The sequence below is a fragment of the Peribacillus sp. NPDC096379 genome, assembly GCF_044762875.1.
Taxonomy (GTDB): Bacteria; Bacillota; Bacilli; order Bacillales; family DSM-1321; genus Peribacillus.
On record NZ_JBIWFD010000003.1, the window covers coordinates 333054 to 355002 of the forward strand.

The window sequence follows — 21949 nt, forward strand, 5'->3', positions numbered from 1 at the left end:
GTCTATTCCAAAGGCCTTAACTGTAAACCCACACACTACACGTATAAGCAAGACTATGTGAACAGATTTACGGTGTATGCCCTGATGCTATTCTAACTGATCCTTACAAGCAGATTTCATTATTAAATTTTCACCAATTGAAGGGAGTAATAAAAAGATGTCTTACAATAAACAAACCACTTCGTCAGAATTACTAATAAAGTTGATTAAGAACGAACAACGCCAAATAGAACTCGATACAAAAGAGGTAGCGGAGTTAGCTCGTATTGTTACTGACTATGTAAAGAGAATTGAAACTGTTAATGCCGTTTCAGATGTAGAGGTTATAAGCAGCCCTCCATATCGTGAAATAAAAAAGAAACTTGGCGAACTTGAAATTGCAAATGAAAAGATGAATTTTAGGAAAGGGCTTATTCGTGATTATATCCATCGATTATACTTAATAAATGGGTACTATTTGGGTGAGTGGATAGAATAGGAGTATTCATTCCACATTTAAAATCAAGAGGACACTTTTTATTAAAGTCTGGACAGAATAACCACCCATTGTTATGAACTAGGTGGTTTTCCTGTCTACTAAAATACAAACTGTACTCTTTCATTCCCCTTCTTTTGCAAGTGTAGGATATCTTATATGAATCACGATGTCACCAAAGACTTGTGAGAATGATTTCTGGTGCGTTTAGCGTTTTTTGAGGGATTATCTGTATAATTTTTATTTCCATCCAAATTACTTGTTCTTTTTAGTTCATCGTTCAACCACACTACTTTTTCATCCAACTCCCTCTTCCAATCCCGTTTCATTGCCTGCGTATACTTAATTGAGTTGGCAAATGGGTTGGCTTCCTGATGTTTAGCTTTGTAGCTTTCATAACTTCTGCTATCAATAATTCTTCCTATGTTTGGAATTTCATGAATACCTTCAACATACTGTATAGCAGACAAATCGAGTTCGTCTTCTGAAACAAACCACTCCTCAGAAAAGTCCCTAATGACTTTATCCCTAGCCTGCGTAAATAATTTAATCTTCAGATCTTGTACATCTTCTTTTGAATTATATTTTCCATGATTATTTGCATTAGAAATCTCTTTAACAATTTCATGATAAATCCCCACTACTATTTCAGGTTTATTCTCTTGCCCTAAAGCTTTAAAAAGTTCTTCAGATGTAGGTATACTTCCTATCCTATAGTCATATAACAAACTGTCAATTAAAGTATATACATAGTCCTTTTTATTATTTACTGATTTACTCTCCAAATCATATTCGTTAGTATGATTTGAACCATTTACATCTTTTTGTTCTATATCCTGTTCCGTCTGCTTGATAGTTTGTGTTTTCACGTCTAGTTTAGTATTCATTTCCTCCAAAAACTCTTCGATAATTGATTGGCTTGTTAAATTCGATACTCTTAAAAAAAGGTCTTTAACTTTTGCTAGGATACTATCATCTATTAATCCCCCAAAATGATTAAAGATTTGAGTATGGGGCTCTTTATCCTCCAAAAAATATTCCTTAATTGATTTTATATCTTTATCCACGATAAATTTAGTATCATTTGAATAGACATCTAAAATAACATCTACAATGAGATTACGGCATGAAGTCATTTGATCAGGGGTTTTCAAATGAAAGAGTCTCAGTTTAGGGAAGCCTACTGACTGTTCATTACTTCTCATAATCGATGAAAGCTTAATAAATTCATCGGAATACCCTATTATAATTATTTCCTTTATTTTGTTCCCTACTGTTATGTTAGGAATTAAACCAGAGGAATGATCAATTTGTAAAGTTTCCAGGTTTTCCAAGTGAATCTCTTCTTGGTGAATCTCTTCTTGGTAAACATTCTCATTGGTTATTAGGATATTAAGCTCTATTAAATTTGTTGATTTTTCTAAGACACTTTTCTCAATCACAAGATTGGTATTTCTCAATACTGTTAATTTTTCTATATTGTTCTGTGATTCTGATCTAATATAAAAAACACCTTTTTTTGTATCTATAAGATTAGATGTAAAGGAACAATCAAGTATTTCAAGCCGTCTTAATGACTCACATGTAGAAATATTTACACTTACATTATTTTCATTAACTAATGTACAATTTTCCATTCTAATATAAGCCAAGCTACTACCATACTCCAAAAGTCGGACAAAAAAATCACTATCTATTTCTGTATTAGAAAAATCAACTTTTTTCACCCATTTTAGCAACTTTAGAAAGTCCTCAGAATTATTGAGTTTTTCAAAGTTAGTTGAATCTATCGTTTCCTCAAAATATACGCGGGCGATCCTAGAAGCGTTTTTATTTAGTATCAAGTTTCTTGATATTTGAAGCACCCTATCTATATTACCTACGCTTATTCTTAATTCATTAATATTGCGAAGAGTAAAATGGCTTATCGTCAATGAAAGCTCAGATAATATATCTTCTTTTGGAAATTTATTTGATACAAAAGAATCTATAGTCAGATATTCCTTGAAATTTGATACAATTAAACTTTCTTGCAATAAAATTTCTAAGAAAGGAACCAACACAATTTTCTCGGCAACGGATGAACCAAATTTCCTTAGAATTTCTTCCATTTTAAAAATGTAATCATCTTCATAGTAAAATATAAACACCTTGTTTGCTTTTTGAATTAATTTTGATAGGAATGGAAAATCGCTTCCTTGAAGAGAATGTCCTATAATATATAAATCATTATTCGTAACTTCACTGTCCAAACCTATAGTAGACATTATCTTATTTCTTGTTGAATTTAATAACTCGTTTTCCTTAATTCTAAATAACTTATCATTAATTAATGACTGTGAATAATGAATCTGGCCAATATCCTCACTATCAGTAAACCCACCTCCGAATAAAATGTTTTCTTCTTCTAAGCTTCCATGTATATGAAAAACTCTTTCTTTCGCTTTCTTCACCTCTAAACTAGACTTTGCAATGCTACCAGTGTCATAAAGTACACTTTCGCATAGGTCCTCAATTGTGTTCGTATAATTAAAATTAACAAAAAATGTATTTTCATCTTTAATCATTTTCTCAAAAAAAGGGTTCACTTCTACTTTAAATTGTTTAAAATCAGAATTCCCAATCGGAATCGTATTTTGTTCAACCCACTTTGGGTATTCATCTAAAAGATATTCATGAAAATCTTCTTCTAATCTTTTAATAGAATCATTTAACGATGCTATGTCAAAGATATCTTGCGGTTCCTCATTTTTCTCAGATCGATTATTTATTTTTCTTACAGTCTCCTCATATAAGCTTTCAAAATCGGACCAATTCAAACGAAAATTTTCATATTTCCTTAGAAAAAGTCTATTATAATTGTATAACTCGTAATCTTCGGCAAACCTTTTTCTATTCTTAATATATTCAATGAAATTCTGATATGAACTTTTGAGACCAAGACTCATATCGAATCCGTTTCCAACAATAACTATATTCTTTAAACTATTATTAGCATCTAACTTTTCTTGCTCCTCTTTGCTCATAAAGTATTCTCCCTATAATCATCTAATTGTCCGTCAAGTTCATCAAAAATAATCATACCTAACGTAATTCATCCCCAAAAGGTACAATGACCTCATCCAATACCATTCTCCACTGACGTTTCAATTCTGGTCCGTATTTCAACGGTTTTGCATCTGGATGTACAGCTTTATACTTATCAAATTGTTTGCTGTTGATGACGCCCCCAATATTCGGAATAGGTTCTGTTCCTATTACGTATTGAATCGCAGATAAATGCAGCTGATTTTCTTCCACAAACCAAGTATTTGCAAACTCATCAATTGCTTTATTGTAGGATTCAGTGAAGAATCGTCGTTTTACAACAAGAATATCTTCTCCTGAATCGATTTTCTTGGTATCTATAGCGTTTAAAATCGCACGGTATACGTCTTTAACCATCTCGGATTTCTTCAGCTTTTGAAGTGCTTTTTCAATCTCATCACGGGTATTCTGATTGTTGGCTGAATATGTTCCTAATAGTCGGTCAATATAGGTGGCGTCAATATCATACATCTTAATCGCATTTTCCCCATAGAATTCAATGTCCGAAAAATCTGGAACTGGTCCATCTTGGCCGCCCTCATCCACTAGTGACCCCTTAACAGTGTTGTATACGCCGATATATTCTTCTAACGTCTTCACTTGCTCTTGAAGTGCTTTTGATTTCTCCATATCATCGTTGTAATCATCATACGTAACTAAAGCCTCGTAGGCATTGTTTAGCTCTTGGAAGGCTCTCACAAATTCAATTCGAGTTTCGAGAGGTGAATGCTCATTTATATCGTTTGGATCTGGAACGACTATTGTTAGCGTCTTGTGAGCCTTTTTGAAGCGTTTTTTCGAATCATCATAGGATGCATACACTAGTTTAGATTCCTCTTGTTCCTTTGAATATAACTTCGTAGCGTCCTGTACATGTTGTTCCATTGTCGAGGGTTTCCTAAATGTCACAATCAATCCTTTTGTCTTCCCCGGGTAAGTACGATTGGTGCGGGAAAAAGCTTGAATCAGATTTGCATAGCTCAAATTGCGATCCACAAATAGCGTTTGGATAGTTGGTGCATCGAATCCAGTCAATAAGCGGTCTACAACAATTACTAAGTCAATTTGTTTCCCGAACTCTTTGAACTCTGCTTTCTTACGGGCTAAGCGATTGTTGATATCACCATTATATCGTTCAATATCTTCTATCGACCAAGCCGTGTGATAATAATCATTGTAATCCTTAATAATGGCTTTCATTTCATCTTGAATTTGTTTGGAATCATCTTCGTTTTCTTGCATCGAATAAGTAATCGCAATCCGCGGGAAATCTGGATCTTCAATCGTCCGCCCCGTTCGAATTGGATGTCCTGCAAATTCATTTATCAACCACTCAGGATCTTTCGTCATTTCCTTGATAGCTTGATAGTAGCGTTTTGCCATATCAATGGAACTTGTTGTTAAAATGGCAGACTTTTGCGGGCGACCATTTTGGAAATCGAATTTGATGTAGGCATTATCTGGGCGAAATATCTTATGAATGACCTTTTGGATATGTTCATCCTTTTCGAACGTATCCGTATCAAGGTATGCTTCCTTTTCCATTCCCTTCATTTGGTCGATTACATTATTTATTTCATCGTCCGTAAGGCTGGCGTATTTCTCTTGATGACGTAGTTGATTGAAAATAGAATTCGTTAACGATATGGGTTCAATCGTATCTTCGTGCTCTACTTGAAACCCTAAAACAGCCCCATCTTCTAAAGCATTTTTAATCGTATAGGTGTGTAAGTCTTCCCCATATTGGTCACGCGTGGTACGAGCCAATTGACCTTTCGCTTGTTTCTTATTTTCATCAAATATTGGCGTGCCCGTGAATCCAAACCATGTAGAATTCAGGAAAAAGTCTCTGATTGCCTTCATACCTTCTGCACTTAACGCCCGATGGCATTCATCCACGACAAAGACAATATGTTGTCCCAGTAGTTTCTTAAAGCGCTGAGTACCTTTTTGTTCTTCTTGTCTTTCCGCAAAGCGTAAGGCAGCTTCTAACTTTTGACGGGTAGTAATAATGACAGTATTGGAATTGGTGTCAGATAGTAGAGTATTACTTAACTCTTTCGCACTTCCGGTTCCAACAATTAAGCTATTCGACTTGGCATTTCCAGAAGAAATACCTGTATTAAACTCAGACGCAAATTTGGTGAATTCAGAAGTCGTTTGATTGTCCAAGTCTTTTCGGTCAATGAGCATAATGGTACGATCCACGCCAGGTTTGCGGGCTAATAACTTCGTAGACACAAAACTTGTCAACGTTTTTCCTGAACCCGTCGCATGCCAAACATAGCCCGATTCGTGCTTCATGGCAGATGCAAACAAGGCTTCAATAGCATGAATTTGATAAGGGTGTAATACCATTAAGGCTTTGTTGTCTTGGTCCTCACTTACAATCGTATAGTTGGCAATCAGGCGATGTGCATCCGGTATATTTAAGACTTGTTTCACAAACTCATAAAGGTTTTCGACCCTACGATTATCTGTGGTCCGCCAGCTAAAGACAAATTTCTTATGCATGTCTTTTGGCATAGCATTGGCAAAGTAGCGAGTCGTTTGTTCGTTGGATATGACAAATAACTGAAGAGTAGAAAAGATATTATTTCTAAACATCCCTTCCTCAGCGTATTTCTTGATTTGATTGTAGGCTTGGAATACACCGTCTTTGGCACCAACCTGTTTCAATTCAATCTGAACAATCGGCAACCCATTGATGAGGAGCGTCACATCGAATCGTCGATCACGGTCATCCATGTTCACCTTTTTCTTCGCAATCTGATGAACGACTTCATATGTAGAGATGCCGCCACCAATGTCTTGGTTAGAGTATAATATCAATGACATTGAACCTAGGGACACATCTTCACGTTCAATCGTTATGCGAGAGATGCCATTCTCGCCCTTAAGCCATCTAGCCGCATCAAAGGGTGTCGTTGTTTTCAAAAGCAACTCTGTTTTAATCGTGTCAAATTCTTTATCAGAAATGGGATGTTCCCCTATTTCCGACAAGTTATTTTGCGTAATCTTTTTACGAAGGTTCTTCCATAAGTCTTCCTCTGATTTTAAATCCGGGCGATAATTCCACTGATTATGCCCTTCCCCTAGCACTTCAATGAGGCGGCGCTCCACCTCAGCTTCATCATTGTGCGGTATCATTGCCACGGTCCTTCCCCCCTTCCTTTTACTTAAACAAACATCTTTTTTAAGAAAGCTTTTTTAGTTTCTTGCAAGACTTCTAACTCACGCTGATGAAGGGTGATGTGGTTGTCTAGTTGGTTGAAAAACTCGCCGATTTTAAATTGCTCATCTATATCAACAGGAACCTTTATGTCCTTGCTCAACAATTCTTCTTTTGTAATTCCTTTGATTGATGTACCTTGAACTGCGTGTAACTCGCTTTGTAATTTCTTATAGAGCGAATAAACTCCAAACCATTCATCAACTTTCAATTTACTAAGCGAAAGAAAATCTTGGCTAGTAGCGTATTCAAACGGCATAAATGCTAATTTTCCAACGCCTACTCGTGTGACAACTGCGATAGAATTTGCTGGTACTAATTTTGAAGCAGAATTTTTTAATCCAGTTTCAGTAATTTTCTTTTTTGCTAAAGTATCTGATACTTGATGCTCATTCAAATCAGATGATTGTATCCACGGCAAGTTACCGCTCCAATATTCATCAACAGAAGTCTTTGGAGTTCCACCACCATACGTTTCTTCAGCAAAGTCCGAAACTCTACGCTGTTCCCAAGCGTGAGTGAATCCCGGGAACCGAACTTCTGGCACGGACTCCCCTTCTTTTGGAAACATTTTTTGCAAGAATCCTTGTTTTGTTTGTTTGAGGGTGGTTAGTTCTTGCTGATGAAGGGTAATGAGGTTGTCTAGGTCAGAAAAACATTCGCCAATTTTCTCTTGTTCTTTTATTGCTTTTGGGAACTTTATTTCCAATTTATGTTGCCCTGTAATTCCAATATAAGGACGTGTTGATTGTGTCGCTTCAAGTTTTAGAGTATTTTGAAATTCCTGCGAGTTGAAATATGCATAAAGATATTTTATAGCTAATTTCGATTTGTCAATAACCCTATAATATGTCACCTGAGGTGTCAAAACAGCATATTCACTACTTAATCCACTTAAAATAGCAACTTCACCAACTGTTGCTTTATGTGTAATCAACACATCTCCATTCTTCGCAAATCCCTTGTCTAGTTTTTCCGACCTTTCTATAGTAATAAAATTACAATTTCTAAAATCTACTATTCCGTGTTTTATATCTGAAGCCATTAAAAATGGAATTCCATAATCAACATATTCACTTGCTGTCGGATGCTTTTCCCCATGATTTCCATCCATTGGTTTTTCAATGATGCCTTCATCAATCAGCCATTGAACCTTACGCTGTTCCCAATCCCCAGTAAATCCCCCAAATCGAATGTCTGGCGTCTGTTTATTTCCCACGATTAAACACCTCTAATGCACCTTTGATCCAATCAGCATTTTCTTCATCAAATTGCAGGGAAGAAATCATGCCGTATAGGTTAGATTCTAGTGCAGCTTTTTCTTTTCGAATGTCTTGAATGGTTGAGCCAATGGCAGCCATGTCCACAGGTACTTCTTCTTCAAATGTGTCTACGTATCTTGGGATGTTTAGGTTAAAGTCATTTTCTTTGATTTCCTCAAATGTAGCGACGTGGGCATATTTCTCCACGTCTACTCGCTTCTTATATGTTTCAACAACCTTCTGAATATGTTCTTCAGAAAGTTTGTTTTGGTTCTTTTCTTTCGTAAACTCGTTACTTGCATCGATAAATAGTACATCGCGTGTGCTGCGATTTTTCTTTAAGATGATGACAGTTGTTGGTATGGATGTTCCAAAGAATAAGTTGGCTGGCATACCAATTACCGCATCAATACTGCCATCTTCTACTAACTTCTTACGAATCACACCTTCTGCCGCCCCCCGAAACAGTACACCATGCGGTAAGACGATTGCCATCGTTCCCGAATCTTTTAAATGATAGAACCCGTGTAAAAGAAAAGCAAAGTCTGCCTTTGATTTTGGTGCTAACTTCCCGTAACGATTGAAACGGGAATCGTCTAAGAATGTGTCATCTGACGACCAGTTTGCAGAGTAAGGGGGATTCATCAGAACCGAGTCAAAGGTATACGGCTCATCTGTCGGCCAATCTTTGTTTAACGTATCACCATTGCGTAAGCGCATATCTTCTTTATCAACACCATGCAAGATCAAGTTCATCTTCGCTAGGTTATAAGTCGTTGTATTTAGTTCCTGCCCGTGATACTTTACACTCTCTGGATGGTTAATGTAGTTTCGAATATTTAGCATCAAAGAACCAGATCCCATGGTCGGGTCAAATACGCTGAACAGTTTTTTGTCTTCTTGACCAATTGCCGCAATACGGGCCATCATGTCCGATACTTCATGGGGTGTATAGAATTCTCCGGCTTTCTTGCCCGCTTCGGAGGCAAATTGACCAATCAAGAACTCGTAAGCATCTCCAATGACATCACCATTATGTCCCAGCACATCCACATCATTTAATTTCTTCAGGACTTCTGTAATGGTAATGTTTCGTTGTGGGTCATCTGATCCCAGTTTTTTTGATTGCAAGTCCACATCATCAAACAATCCGTTAAATTGGTCATATTTTGAAGACAAGTTGCCAAAGGCATTCTTCAAGTAATTCAACTGAAACGTGTTTTGTTTCGCTTGATCGGTTAAGACATTGAATAAATACGCCGGTTCAATATCATAGCCCAATGTGTCCACTAGCGTTTCAATCAAGTCAGCTTTTATCTCTTCGTCTGCCAATAAATCCTTATACAATTGGGTTTGGTTTTCTTGGGTGTTGTATTCTTCTAGCGATTCATCTGCTATTTCAACTACTTTTCCTAATAACTTGTCAGATAAATACTTGTAAAAGATCAATCCTAATAAGTAGTTTTTGTATTCTGATGCGTCCATTTTGCTGCGCAAGTTGTCTGCGGCACTAAATAATTTTGTGTTTAATTCAGCCATGTCGTGTACCTCACTTTTTCTGTATGGGTCTACTTGATTCAACACTTCTATATAATGTTATTTTCAAGTTCTGATGGTTTCCAAATACTTTTGGGCAGGAATCCTATTCCTTCTACCCCACCAGCAAAGTCGTAAAATGTCATTGGTAGACCACTCCTTGTTAGTATACCATCAAGCGGATTGCTTCACGAGGTGTATAGTGGTCCTCTCCGGCAAGTTCAGAGTAGTGGCGGATTAGTATTCTATCTCTCTCCCTCCACAATGTCATTAATCATCGGGCTAATCACTGGGTGAATATAAAAATAAAGTAGCTACTCCCCCCAACTCCCGGAATAGCTACTTTAGCTTTTAGTCCTTTTCAGTCTACATCTAGTCCTTTATCCACACCAAGCCCCATAAGATAGCGGCTTACAAGCTTTAATTGTTCAGCCATCATACTTGACTATGGATTAGAGCAATCCTTTTCTCGCCATGTTTGCAACACTACCTCTTCACAATCATCTATTATAACATTCCAGTTGAGGCTTCCGCAGTCATGGCTTTACTTTTATGATACCTTGCACATCACTTTCGGGGACTTCATTAACTAACCTATGCAAATCTTCTACCATCACGCCTAACCGCCCCCACCTTACATTTTGGACCTGTTACCGCTTCGATGAAACCTTAGTTCCATTAGTTCTTGCTAAGCTTCTCCAGTGCCTCACCGTTAGCTTTTACAGCCTTGTCGTAGATTGCCTGGATTTTGTTTTCTCTATCAGTTTTAGTTGGTGATAAAGTTGCTTGTATATCTTCGTCATCCTTTTTCTTATTAGACAATGGACACCCTCCTGCAATGCTTATTTCTTCTACTATACCCTTTTCCCCGTCATTTGTGCCCCTTTCTATCCTCCACTTCATCATAAACGATTCTAACAGCCTCAATTCGATTATGCTACGCTATCAATTCACCTCTTTAATTAATCATCAATTCATTCTTTGGAACAGAGGCGGCGCCCTACATCATTCGCACCATAACTTGTAACAGGCACGCTTCAAGACTCATCTACTCCATTACTAGCTACTTTCTTCTCGCAATGATAGCACTTGAAGCCCCGCGGCTTTGTTGCAACTTTCCTGAAATATCACCCCACGTTGCTCTTCTTACCTTTGTAGGCGTAAATCAAGCTTTGCCAATTCCAACATTAGTCTAAAATCCAGAAAGAACTAGTTTATCGTGCTTCATTGCCTAACACATATATCGACTAACATGAACGCGGTGAAAAGAACACTTCGATTGAAAGCCTTGCTAAAGTCTATGTAGCATTGGACGTTATATTAGACGAGTTCTTTAATGAGGAACGTTATTGGACAACCTAAGTTACTTAGCTTCGAATTAGAGCAAGTCATACATCTATTAAATAGACGCTCAAGAAAGTATCAACGGGCTATTTTGAAAGTTATTGAATCATTAATCGCATGGAGAGATAACGATAAATCGTTACGGGGGAGGCTCTCTTGTTGCGTGTTGGTGCGTTGTCAAACAACTAGAACGCACCAATGGTTATCCAAGAACACAAAGAAAGCAGCTATTAACAAGAGACTTGTTAACAACTGCTTTTTGAGGTTGTATTCATTTATTTTTGATAAGGTATGTCTATATACATGCTATTTTGAGCGCTTTTCATGTCATAACGGGGGATTTTATAGGGATTAATTGTGAAATGGTATCGTGATGCTACCCTACATCTGATAAAATACGTTTAAACATTAATGGGATTGTGAAAGAATGTACTTAAACTAACGGAGCAGTTTAGTTGAAGAGTGTTGTTTAACTGTTGTTCAGCAATCGGGCCATTTTGTGGAGTAACTCTTTTATTACGTAGTAGACTACATACTACACACAAATTTCTTCATCCAGTTGATGTTGTAAAAGGATAAACTAAAAGAGAGAGTAGGGGGAAAAATAGGAATTACCCCCAATTAAAGTCCGTGAATATTATAAATATAGAGCGCTAAATCACTCTCCCGTGTTTATTTTTTCTTTTTTATAAGATGTATTCCAACAGCCGCAGCAAGCGCTAATAATGCAAATGTATCATTTATACGTGGCCCTATTGGCTTGGAGAATGGTTCAGGACCACAACCACCAGTAAAGAAACCTGTTGGCTGAAATTTTTCACAACTTAATGGATCAACTCCCTTTAACAAGGCATCTAAAGGTATGTTTAAACGTATTAATCCACCAACAAAAAGAAAAGCAAGTATAATGCAGATAAGATAATTTAACTTTATCGATTTTGAAAAGTTCTCATAAATGAATAGAGTGATACTTAATAATGTTGCCATAAGCAACCAAGTTGGTGCCAACATACCACAAAGGTTTAGAAGAGCTAGGCCAATAATAATCCAAAAAATTATTTTTATTGATTTTCGATTTTCCTTATCGTCTAAATTTTCTTCTCCCAATTTCGTATTCCTCCTTATAAGTATATAAAAACAGTTCTATTTTATCAAATGCGGATAATATTTCCTACACGAAATTAAGAATAAAGGATTTATAGTATACTATTTAATATCCTTTTTCTTATTCAACTAACGGAGTGCTTTAGTAAAAAACAGCCCGCAAAATACAAGGAGCCTGGAGATACATTTCCATGCTCTTTTTATGTGAGTTTTATTCCCCATATTATACTACTAATCATTTTTCACAAATTCCATTTAACTCCCCTCCCCCGTCCTCGTATAACTCTACATACAGCAATTAAAAACATTGCGGGGATCAAACGAAGAGGAGCAATTACAGATGAATGTAGAGCTAACGAACACAGATATAGAGGACATTGTAATAAAGGCCGTTCAGAAGGCATTACTAGCCACACAGCACCAGTTTATGGACAGCGGATGGCTTTCCTTGAAAGACGGTGCTAAGTACGCTGGCGTCTCTTACAACACGTTTATTAAGTTCCGTGTGATGGGCTTACAGGTGTGTGAAATAGAAGGGATCAAGCGTGTATCTCGTAAAGAGATTGATCGTTTTTTACAAGATCATAGCTTTTAATCATTATGTATGGGGATTGTGGGATTCAGTTATAATGTCCCTAGAGGTAAATCCTCTCTTTAATCATTTGCCCCCGCAACTGATTCAGGAGGAATTATCATGGCAAAGAAGAAAGTATCACCTATCAGAAGCTACAAGCTGAAAGACGGTACAGTACGTTACGAGTTTCCTGTTTATTTAGGCGTTGATCCGCTAACGGGCAAACAGAAGCGCACAACGAAACGTGGCTTTAAAACACGTAAAGATGCGGGGTTAGCATTAGCACGTATTCAACTCGATGTTGCGAATGGTACGTATCAACAGGAACGTGCTGAAACGTATCAAGAACTTTACGACCTATGGGTAGTACAATACGAAAAGACTGTTGAGGAAAGTTCATTTGTAAAAACAACGGGTCTTTTCCGAAATCATATACTTCCCTCGATGGGTGCTTATAAAATTGAAAAGATCCATGTCCATGCATGTCAAAAACATGTGGATGAATGGGCTCTAAAGTTAAAGAGATTTCGCATGGTAAAAGCGTATGCTGCCAAAGTGTTAGACTTTGCGATTAAGCACGGCTATATAAAAACAAATCCCTTTACGCACGTAGAAATGCCCACCACCGCCTCTAAGAAGGCTATTGCGGCGGATGAGGATGAAGCGGAGAACTTCTACACGCGTGAACAGCTTATCAAGTTCCTATCATGCTTGGAACAAGAAAGTAACAACAAGGCATATGCCCTATTCCGTTTACTTGCGTTCAGTGGGATGCGTAAAGGCGAGGCATTAGCCCTTACATGGAAGGATCTAAACTTCACCACAAATGAGCTACGCATCAACAAGGCCCTTTCACGGGGTAAGGATAATCAGCTTTATGTAAAATCTACGAAAACAGGGGTAGCCCGTACAATTAAAATGGATGACAACACAATGGCTATTTTAAAAGCGTGGAAGAAGAAGCAGAAGCAGGATTATCTAGTGCTGGGCTTTAATACGTTGCAACCTAAGCAGCTGATCTTTAGCAATGAGTTAAACGAGCATATGCAACCGACAAAAACCCGTAAGTGGATCGTACATGTACAGGATAAATACAAGCTAGGGACTATTACAACACACGGTTTGCGTCACACGCATTGTTCATTGTTATTTGAGGTGGGTGCCAGTTTGAAGGAAGTGCAGGATCGTTTAGGACATAGTGATATCCAAACGACGATGAACATCTACACGCACGTTACGCAGAAGGCAAAAGAGGAAGCAATATTGAAGTTTGCTAACTATATTGAGATGTAGATTTTTTGACTACGTTTTTGACTACGTTCGATTGATAATGAATGACATTATATGAAACACGGCAAAAGAAAAAACCCTTGTATATCAAGGGTTTTGACGCCATATGAAATCCTATGAATTTCTACTATGGAAGCGGCGGGAGTCGAACCACTATCACTAAAAAGCACTGTAATGACAGAAACATTGATAAGCTAAACAATCAGGTAAGTAGTTTGCTTTCCTTACATGCTGATGACTGTGACAACGGAGATGTTTAAACAACAAAGTGAACGTATTTCTATTCAACTTCAAGAGTTAGCAACCAAAAAAGTAGGCTTACAATCTGCTTTAGCAACAAAAAAAGATCATAGCGAACAACTACAAGCCTTTAAAAAAGAAATAGAATGCTTTGCAGACAAGGACATTGAAGATGAAAATATACTTAAGCAAGATCTACAAAAGCTTCTTAATAAAATAGAAGTATTTGAGGAAGGAAAGATTAAAATCGACTACAATCTTTCCCCCGCTCTATCCTCTTCATTAGGTACGGTTTAATCGACTGTACCTTTTAAAACAAGCTTCACTATCATTTCCACATGACTCGTCTGCGGAAACATATCCACCGGCTGCATGCTCTCAACCTCATAAAGCTTACTCAACTCCTGCAAATCCTTCCCCAATGTAGACGGATTACAAGACACATACACAATCTTCTTCGGTTTTACCTTCATTATCGTGCGTAGTAATGCTTGGTCACAGCCAGTTCTTGGTGGATCGACAACGATGACATCTGGTCTAAAGCCTTCTTTGACCCAACGCGGCATGACATTTTCCGCTTTGCCTACTTCATAATGGACGTTATTTCGGTTGTGTTTTTTGGCATTTTTCTTGGCGTCGTCAATGGATTCTTTGATGATGTCCATGCCGCGAACTTCTTTGGCTTGATCGGATAGCCAGAGGCCGATTGTTCCGACTCCGCAATAGGCATCGACAACTGTTTCTTGTCCTGTTAGGGCTGCTGCTTTCTTTACTTCATCGTAAAGCTTAACCGTTTGGACCGGGTTTAGCTGGAAGAAGGTTCTAGCTGATAGTTCGTAAGATAGGTCACCGAGTGTTTCATTGATGATGCGTTCTCCTGCTAGGTGAATCGTTTTGTCGCCAAAGATGACGGATGTATTGCGGTCATTCACATTTTGGACGAGTGATTTCACTTCTGGTAGTTGATCGCGAATTTGCTTGATGAGTTCGTCTTGTCTTGGGATTTCGTTTGTTCTTGTGACTAAGACGACTTGGACTTCTCCTGTTTCGAAACCAACACGTGTGATCACGGTACGGATGACACCTTTTTTCTTCCGCTCGTTATATATAGAAATATCTAAGTTCTTTAAGATTTTCTTTACTGTTCGTGTTACTTTATTCGTTGCTTTATGTTGAACCAGACAGTTTGGAATATCGATTAGCTGGTGTGAATCGGCACCATATAGTCCAGCGATGATCTTGCCTTCTTTCATGCCGACTTGAAATTGGCTTTTGTTTCGGTAATTCCATGGATCTTCCATGCCAATCGTTTCTTTAATATTTAATGATTCGATTGGTACGCGTAGATAGCGTTCCATCGCTTGAACAACGATGTCGCGTTTTTCGACAAGCTGTTGGTCATAGCTAAGGTGCTGCAGCTGGCAACCGCCACATTGTTCATAGACCGGACAAGGTGCTGCAACACGGTGTGGTGACGCTTTGCGAATTTGTTTTATTTTTGCTTGGGAAAATTTCTGATCTACTTTTGTTGCAATCGCAACGATTTCTTCACCAGGTAATGCTCCAGGGACGAAGACGACTTTTTTCTTAAAATAACCGACTCCTTCGCCGTTAATGCCGAGTCGTTTTATCGTTAATGGGAAAGTTTGGTTGACTTCTAGTTGTTGATCTTGAGTTTGGTTCATTTCTTTTCACTCCGTTTTTCCGTACTTCTCCATAAATAGAGGGAGGCATAGCTTAAATAGGGCGACCAGTTTTCGCTATATTTGAGCATTTCTTCTTTGGTCGGCTTTTGCGGTAAGTTATATACTTGCTGCAAAGCCCTTTGGATGCCAATATCAGCAACTGGAAACAAATCTGGTCTTCCTACGCCAGATAGCAGGAAGTTTTCTGCCGTCCAATTGCCAATCCCTCTTATTTTTACGAGTGTATCGATGATTTCCGTGTCTGTTTTTTCTGCTAGTTGTTTTAAGTGTAACTCTCCAGTGGCTATCTTCTGTGATAAACCAATCACATACTCTGCTTTTCTCGTGCTAAATTGAATGTCACGCAATTCTTCCACCGTTAGTTTGGCTGCACGTTCCGGTGTTGGAAAAAATGGTACACCATCTATTTCAAAGCCGAATGTTTTTACATAGCGTTCTGTTAGTGTATGGGCAAAGGAGAGGTTCAATTGTTGATGGATGATGCATCTTACAAGACAGCTATAATAATCGAAGTCTAACACAATAGGTGTGCCGCGATGCTCGGTAAATAATGCCTGTAGGTCGGTTGTTTGAAAATGCGTTGCGATTTTTGATAATGGCTCATGAAAATGGAATACTTTCTTCACTCTCTCAAGTGCTGCTTCCTGATATTCATTTCGCTCCCCTTGCAAAATAAATATAGGATTGTCCGTATTGCCAATACTTTGAATGTGAACGATAAGTGGTGTTTCTTCTATATATAGCGGTACCTTAATCGTCCGCTCTTGAAAATCAATGACATGTAATGGATCTAGGCTTAAGCGATCAAGCACTAAATCAAAATTATAAGGAGCTTCTACCCGTATCGTTTCCTTCCACATACTACCTTCCTTTAACAGTTTTCCACGTATTATAGCATATATGCGATACGATGCGGTAACTTGAAAAGATTGTCTCATGAAACAAAACTTCGGTAAGTTGCGGTTAGCCTTGTCCGATGCGGATCAAGCTTTAGGATGTGGCAAAGCCTATAGTCTTTTTTCCTCTACTCCCTCGTAAAAAACAAATACTCCCTATTGATCAATACAAGTAAGAGATAAACCAACATATATGAATAGCTATCTGGACAATTTAACATAATAGAAACGACATACTGTTTAGAATGGAGAGATAACTCACAAATGAATAAAATTCCACAGGTCACACTTCTCTTTTGGATCATGAAGATTGATGCTACTACACTAGGTGAAACAGCAGGTGACTTGTTGTCCATGACGATGGGGGTTGGATACGGGGTCAGCACTATTATTTTATTTGCTCTGTTTATCATTACACTTATCGCTCAACTTCTATCCAAAAAGTATTACCCAATCATCTATTGGCTCGTCATTACGTCCACCGCCGTCGCTGGAACCACGATGTCTGATTTTATGGATCGTACTCTAGGGTTAGGGTATGCAATGGGTTCCACAATATTAGTTTGTATCTTATTAATTATATTTGCCTATTGGTATGCAAGTGAACGTTCATTGAATATCCATGATATTCGCACACGTAAAGTTGAAATACTTTATTGGGTTGCTATCCTATTCTCCAATACTTTAGGTACAGCTTTAGGTGATTTCTTGGCGGATAGTTCTGGTCTTGGATATATCGGAGGAGCCGTCCTAATCGGCATTCTATTAGTTATCATCGTACTAGCCAAGTATTTCACAAAAATTTCTCGCGTATTCCTATTTTGGATTGCCTTTGTCTTAACACGTCCTTTTGGAGCGACATTTGGAGATCTTCTTACTAAACCAACTGAAAAAGGAGGATTAAATTTAGGTACTACTGGTTCTTCTCTTGTTCTGGGAGTCATTCTCTTAGCCCTTATTATTTACGCGACGATAAAAAATAATAAGGCCTCTAACTCCTTGACCTAATCAGTATTTTCTTCTAATGACCTTATCCTGATACGATTATAGCCTAAAAGAAGCTTGGAGAAATTTCTTCAAGCCTTTTTTCATTATGAATTCACGGATGAATATTTCTGAGCTCTGTATTCCTAAATAAGTCACAAGTGATTCAGTTCCATGTCTACTAGTTATTCTTTGAATTTAATTTTGTGTGTGAAGAATTGAAAGCATTATTAAACGACTTCAAATGTTAAAAAAGCCAATTCCACGTTTATAGAAGAATTGGCTTTTTCTCTATTCTTTAATCTTCAACCCCATCAATGCAGCAAAACCAATGGCTTGCTCTGATGAAACCTCGCAGCCTTTAAGATCATCAAGTGATATGCTTATTTGCTGAAACCGGCAGTTGCTTAAATCCACGCCTTTAAGCGAAGTTCCGATAAAGTTTGCTTCATTTAAATCACATTGCTTGAATGCTACTTTGTTGAACTTCGCTTCAAATACATCCACATTGCAAAGCGAACACGAATCAAACATAACCTGTTTTAATTTCGCAAAGCCAAAATTACTTAAGTTTGCATGACAATTTTCGAACCGAACATTTCCTAATGTTGCATCTGAAAGATTCAGACCTAGTATTTTCGATTCCTTGAATTCAACGCGATGAATAATTGCATCGCTGAAATCCGTATTGGATAGGTTACACTTCTCAAAAATCACATCTGTTAATTCAATATTGCGGAATGACACATCGACAAAGGTCACATTTTTAAATATCACTTGTTCAAATCTGATTCGATGGATATCTTCCCCAATGATCGAGCAATCGCTTATGATGCACAATTCATAATAAGGTTCGTCGTCCATTACGTGAAAATCTGTTGGAGTTAAATCATAAGGAATCTTTGGTTGTTCGATTTTAAATTTAGTAGCCATCCTATCACCTTTTGCTTCCTTTCTCCAACAAGAATAGCACATAAGGTGAAACTTCCACCAGTGGGGGGTCTTTCATCCCCCACTGATGGTTAGTTGAACCAATCGGGCTTTTACTGGCAGTTTGTCCCCCACCTACGGGCTTCTTCGATTCTTCTTAGCCTTTTGGTGGGGGTCTTACTGCCCGTAAATGCGGGATAAATGATTCCACTACTAATGAAACCTGCCGTAATACAGAGGCAGACCCCACCTCTACTCTATCCGGTTTAAATGACGTGTATATAACATCATCTCAAAGGGTCTGACCCTTTGAACACTGCTCTAATATAACATCGGATTCTTTATCTGCTGTTCAATCATCAAATCATCCAAGCTCTTAAACGTATACCCTTGCTTTTTCAAATCAGTAATAATTGAATCAAGCGCTTCGGCGTTATCCTTGGATACTGTATGTAGCAAGAGGATCGCACCAGGATGAATCTGCTTCATCACTTCACTATACGAATAGTTTGCTCCTTTTTGCTGATCGACAATCCAATCTTTAAAGGCAAGCGACCAGAAGATATGTGTATATCCTTCTTGATTGGCGATGGCCATTGTCCGCTCACTAAAAATTCCCCGAGGGGGGCGTAAATAGTTCATCGTTTTCTGCCCTGTAATTCGCTCAGTTTCTTCCTTTACTTTCTGCAATTCATTTCGAATGGCTTCATCCGTTTTTGACGTCATATCTGGATGGCTCCAAGAATGATTGCCGACGATATGTCCTTCCCTCACCATTCTTACAGCCAATTCAGGCGTTGTTTTCAAATAATGCCCCGTCACGAAAAACGTTGCCGGCACATGTTGTCGACGCAGGATATTTAGAATATTAGCTGTATATCCATTTTCATAGCCATTATCAAAGGTTAGATAAATATTCTTTTTGGCTGAGCTTCCTTTATATATTGCACCATGCTTCTTCATCATCTCATCAAGCTTGGCCCCCGCTTGTGCTGGCTGCTCATTTTTTCCTTTATTAAAGCCCCAATGATTAGGTGTATTCGAGATTGTCGCCAAAGCTTCCAGCTGGGTGACAAAAAACAACATCAGCACCATCGGTACGATCATTAGCCTTTTCATAATTCCGCTCCTTTGCTCCTTTTTACTTAGTGTTTGAGCCAGGATTGAAATTATACGAAGTGGAAATTGGAAAAAAATCTAGGTTGCGGCATATATCTGTACAAAGGGGGAGTGTCTATGACTTTGTGGTGGGTCACAACGATTGGCTTCTTGATTATTTTAGGGATTATCGGCATGATTTTTATTTATTTCCTAAGAAGCGGTTTAAAAAATGAAGAGTTGGTTGAACCGACATTTCATGTGGATGAAGAAACGACTGAAGGAGAAAGGAACAATGAAATAAAGTGAAACTTCCATAAGTGGTGGGGATATTACAACCTGTTAAACTGGGATAAATAAGCCTATTGTTGAGCCAAGCTTGATCCCTAAGGGGCAAATCTTGGCTCTTTTGTTTTTACCATTACAGGTAATTTCATTCTTTATTCACTGCTTAAAAGTGAAGCTATTTGATTTGTAGTCCGCTTATTTATGCTGAAAAACCGGTTTGCGTTTTTCGATGAATGCTAAAACGCCTTCTTTGCTATCCTCTGTTCGGAAAATCTCGATAAACAATTCCGCCTCTAATTGAAGTCCTCTGTCCATCGAAGTATCAAAGCCTTCATCAATGGCTTGCTTAATCCTCGATAATGATTGCAAGGAGTTTTTGGCGATTTTAGCTGCGAAATTTTTCCCTTCAATTAGGCCGTGTCCTCTTGTAACAACACGATTAACGAGGCCGATTTTTTCTGCTTGCAGTGCTGATATCGGATCACCTGTCAGCATCATCTCCTTCGCTTTCGCTGTTCCTATGAGGCGAGGTAACCTCTGTGTCCCACCGCCACCTGGGAATAAGCCAAGTTTCACTTCAGGTAATCCGATTTGAACATGTTCCTCGGCAATGCGGATATCACAAGCGAGCGCCAGCTCACAGCCACCACCGAAGGTTATGCCATTTAAAACAGCGATGGTCGGCTTTGGACATGTAGCGATCAGATCCAGCGCCTCATGGCATTCTATAATTTGCTGTTTGATATTCTCATCGCCGAACATGTCGGGGAATTCTTTAATATCTGCTCCTGCTGCAAACGCTGTATAGCCAGATCCCGTTATAATAACCGCAACCGTCTCAAAATCATGCTTAATATCTGTATAGACTTCTTTTAAATCTCGAAAAACTTGTCTGTTGATCACGTTCAAAGGGGGATTCGTTATCGTAATAATCGCTAGTTTGTCTTCCTTTTCAACCTTCACAAATTGCGCCATTTACTTAGATCACCTCTTCTTCGGTTTAGTCAGACACACAACATTAGCATGACATCCCAGGGTAGATACACATAATTTCCATATGTCCACGCCCATTTCCTTCTACATATATGATTTGAATTCGCTCAACCTGTGTTTAATGACAATAAAGTTGTTTAATTTATTATCAAGACCTAAATTGTAAGAAGTCATAAAAAATAAAGGGTGGTACAGATTAGTCATATAATCTGTACCACCCTTTTACTTCTTGTTCAACAATCGCGCCCGATCGGAACAAGATAAAACGCCTTTCTCTTTCTGCCTTTTTAACATAAGTAAGGAATAAGTCCAAGGTTTTTAATGCAACAAAATATCCTTTTTGATATTCAATATAACTTTTGCTAACAGCACAGGCAATTTAGATCATTGGAAATGATCCCGTTATTTTTCTTATTCAAAATGGCTGTTTTCTTGTTTAATTTGATCTATTCTCTTTTTTCCCCATTCATACATCATCTCAACGATTGGTAATAACGTCATCCCTAGTTCAGTCATTGAATATTCGACTTTCGGAGGAATTTCTGGAAATACTCCCCTATGAACAATTCCATCTTCCATCAATTCACGTAATTGGTTTGTTAATATCTTATGAGATATTTTCGGAAAAAGTTTTTGGAGTTCGCTGAAGCGATGTGGTCCTTCTACACCTAAATGCCACAAAATAACAACTTTCCATTTCCCACTAATAATCGATAAGGTAAGTTCTTTTTCACAATGATAATCATGCGTTAATATTCTGTCTTTTATCTCTTCTCTTAATTTATCCGACATAGAGCTAACTTCCTTTCATACAATAAGTAACCTTTTGGTAACCTCCGCACAAAAAAGTGCATTCTTCACAATGTAGAAAACCATAAGTAGAATGAAGTTAGTCTTAAAGACAAATCTT

At 38.0% G+C, this 21949-nt stretch carries 18 protein-coding genes; 6 read left to right on the forward strand and 12 right to left on the reverse strand.

The window, feature by feature from the left end:
* Window positions 1-157 precede the first annotated feature (157 nt).
* Window positions 158-478, forward strand: coding sequence for a hypothetical protein (locus ACIQZI_RS15655; protein ID WP_403074523.1), 321 nt, complete (start codon window positions 158-160; stop codon window positions 476-478).
* Window positions 479-639: 161 nt separating this feature from the next.
* On the opposite strand, the gene ACIQZI_RS15660 is transcribed toward ACIQZI_RS15655, so the two are convergent.
* The 6 genes from ACIQZI_RS15660 to ACIQZI_RS15685 form a co-directional block, all read right to left on the reverse strand.
* Window positions 640-3501 (reverse strand): AbiH family protein, encoded by a 2862-nt coding sequence (locus ACIQZI_RS15660; RefSeq protein WP_403074525.1) that lies wholly within the window; start codon window positions 3499-3501, stop codon window positions 640-642.
* A 58-nt stretch (window positions 3502-3559) separates the two neighbouring features.
* A complete protein-coding gene (locus tag ACIQZI_RS15665) occupies window positions 3560-6718 on the reverse strand; it encodes a type I restriction endonuclease subunit R (RefSeq protein ID WP_403074527.1) in 3159 nt (1052 codons plus the stop codon).
* A gap of 23 nt (window positions 6719-6741) precedes the next feature.
* On the reverse strand, window positions 6742-8013 hold the full coding sequence (locus ACIQZI_RS15670; protein ID WP_403074529.1) for a restriction endonuclease subunit S: 1272 nt from the start codon (window positions 8011-8013) through the stop codon (window positions 6742-6744).
* A complete protein-coding gene (locus tag ACIQZI_RS15675; RefSeq protein WP_403074531.1) occupies window positions 8003-9595 on the reverse strand; it encodes a type I restriction-modification system subunit M in 1593 nt (530 codons plus the stop codon). The genes ACIQZI_RS15670 and ACIQZI_RS15675 overlap by 11 nt, the downstream gene beginning before the upstream one ends.
* Before the next feature lie 675 nt (window positions 9596-10270).
* The gene (locus tag ACIQZI_RS15680; RefSeq protein WP_403074533.1) at window positions 10271-10498 is read right to left on the reverse strand and encodes a hypothetical protein; all 228 of its coding nucleotides are present in this window, start codon (window positions 10496-10498) and stop codon (window positions 10271-10273) included.
* Window positions 10499-11608: 1110 nt separating this feature from the next.
* Window positions 11609-12043 (reverse strand): hypothetical protein, encoded by a 435-nt coding sequence (locus tag ACIQZI_RS15685; protein WP_403074535.1) that lies wholly within the window; start codon window positions 12041-12043, stop codon window positions 11609-11611.
* A gap of 337 nt (window positions 12044-12380) precedes the next feature.
* Here ACIQZI_RS15685 and ACIQZI_RS15690 point away from each other — a divergent pair, with 337 nt between their 5' ends.
* The 3 genes from ACIQZI_RS15690 (at window position 12381) to ACIQZI_RS15700 (ending at window position 14441) form a co-directional block, all read left to right on the forward strand.
* Window positions 12381-12635: a DNA-binding protein gene (locus tag ACIQZI_RS15690; protein WP_403074537.1), complete on the forward strand. Its 255-nt coding sequence runs from the start codon at window positions 12381-12383 to the stop codon at window positions 12633-12635.
* A gap of 99 nt (window positions 12636-12734) precedes the next feature.
* Window positions 12735-13907, forward strand: coding sequence for a site-specific integrase (locus ACIQZI_RS15695; protein ID WP_403074539.1), 1173 nt, complete (start codon window positions 12735-12737; stop codon window positions 13905-13907).
* Window positions 13908-14156: 249 nt separating this feature from the next.
* Entirely contained in the window at window positions 14157-14441 is a 285-nt protein-coding gene (locus tag ACIQZI_RS15700; RefSeq protein ID WP_403074541.1) for a hypothetical protein, read from the forward strand.
* On the opposite strand, the gene rlmD is transcribed toward ACIQZI_RS15700, so the two are convergent.
* Both rlmD and ACIQZI_RS15710 read right to left on the reverse strand, forming a co-directional pair.
* Complete coding sequence (gene rlmD / locus ACIQZI_RS15705; protein WP_403074543.1) at window positions 14438-15829, reverse strand: 23S rRNA (uracil(1939)-C(5))-methyltransferase RlmD; 1392 nt, start codon at window positions 15827-15829, stop codon at window positions 14438-14440. The two genes, ACIQZI_RS15700 and rlmD, sit on opposite strands and share 4 nt — an antisense overlap.
* A complete protein-coding gene (locus tag ACIQZI_RS15710) occupies window positions 15826-16710 on the reverse strand; it encodes a DNA-3-methyladenine glycosylase family protein (protein WP_403074545.1) in 885 nt (294 codons plus the stop codon). The genes rlmD and ACIQZI_RS15710 overlap by 4 nt, the downstream gene beginning before the upstream one ends.
* Before the next feature lie 300 nt (window positions 16711-17010).
* Here ACIQZI_RS15710 and ACIQZI_RS15715 point away from each other — a divergent pair, with 300 nt between their 5' ends.
* Window positions 17011-17754, forward strand: coding sequence for a COG4705 family protein (locus ACIQZI_RS15715; protein ID WP_403074547.1), 744 nt, complete (start codon window positions 17011-17013; stop codon window positions 17752-17754).
* Window positions 17755-18021: 267 nt separating this feature from the next.
* Here the strand turns inward: ACIQZI_RS15715 and ACIQZI_RS15720 are convergent, their stop codons facing one another.
* Together ACIQZI_RS15720 and pdaA are read right to left on the reverse strand one after the other, a co-directional pair.
* Window positions 18022-18663 (reverse strand): pentapeptide repeat-containing protein, encoded by a 642-nt coding sequence (locus ACIQZI_RS15720; RefSeq protein ID WP_403074549.1) that lies wholly within the window; start codon window positions 18661-18663, stop codon window positions 18022-18024.
* A gap of 318 nt (window positions 18664-18981) precedes the next feature.
* A complete protein-coding gene (pdaA, locus tag ACIQZI_RS15725; protein WP_062184224.1) occupies window positions 18982-19779 on the reverse strand; it encodes a delta-lactam-biosynthetic de-N-acetylase in 798 nt (265 codons plus the stop codon).
* Between the two features lie 117 nt (window positions 19780-19896).
* Here pdaA and ACIQZI_RS15730 point away from each other — a divergent pair, with 117 nt between their 5' ends.
* Window positions 19897-20067 (forward strand): hypothetical protein, encoded by a 171-nt coding sequence (locus ACIQZI_RS15730; RefSeq protein ID WP_403074551.1) that lies wholly within the window; start codon window positions 19897-19899, stop codon window positions 20065-20067.
* Between the two features lie 174 nt (window positions 20068-20241).
* On the opposite strand, the gene ACIQZI_RS15735 is transcribed toward ACIQZI_RS15730, so the two are convergent.
* Window positions 20242-21021 carry an enoyl-CoA hydratase/isomerase family protein gene (locus ACIQZI_RS15735; protein WP_403074553.1) on the reverse strand — a complete coding sequence of 260 codons (780 nt, stop codon included), beginning with the start codon at window positions 21019-21021 and terminating at the stop codon, window positions 20242-20244.
* 429 nt (window positions 21022-21450) lie between these two features.
* A complete protein-coding gene (locus ACIQZI_RS15740) occupies window positions 21451-21831 on the reverse strand; it encodes a winged helix-turn-helix transcriptional regulator (protein WP_403074555.1) in 381 nt (126 codons plus the stop codon).
* Window positions 21832-21949: the final 118 nt, after the last annotated feature.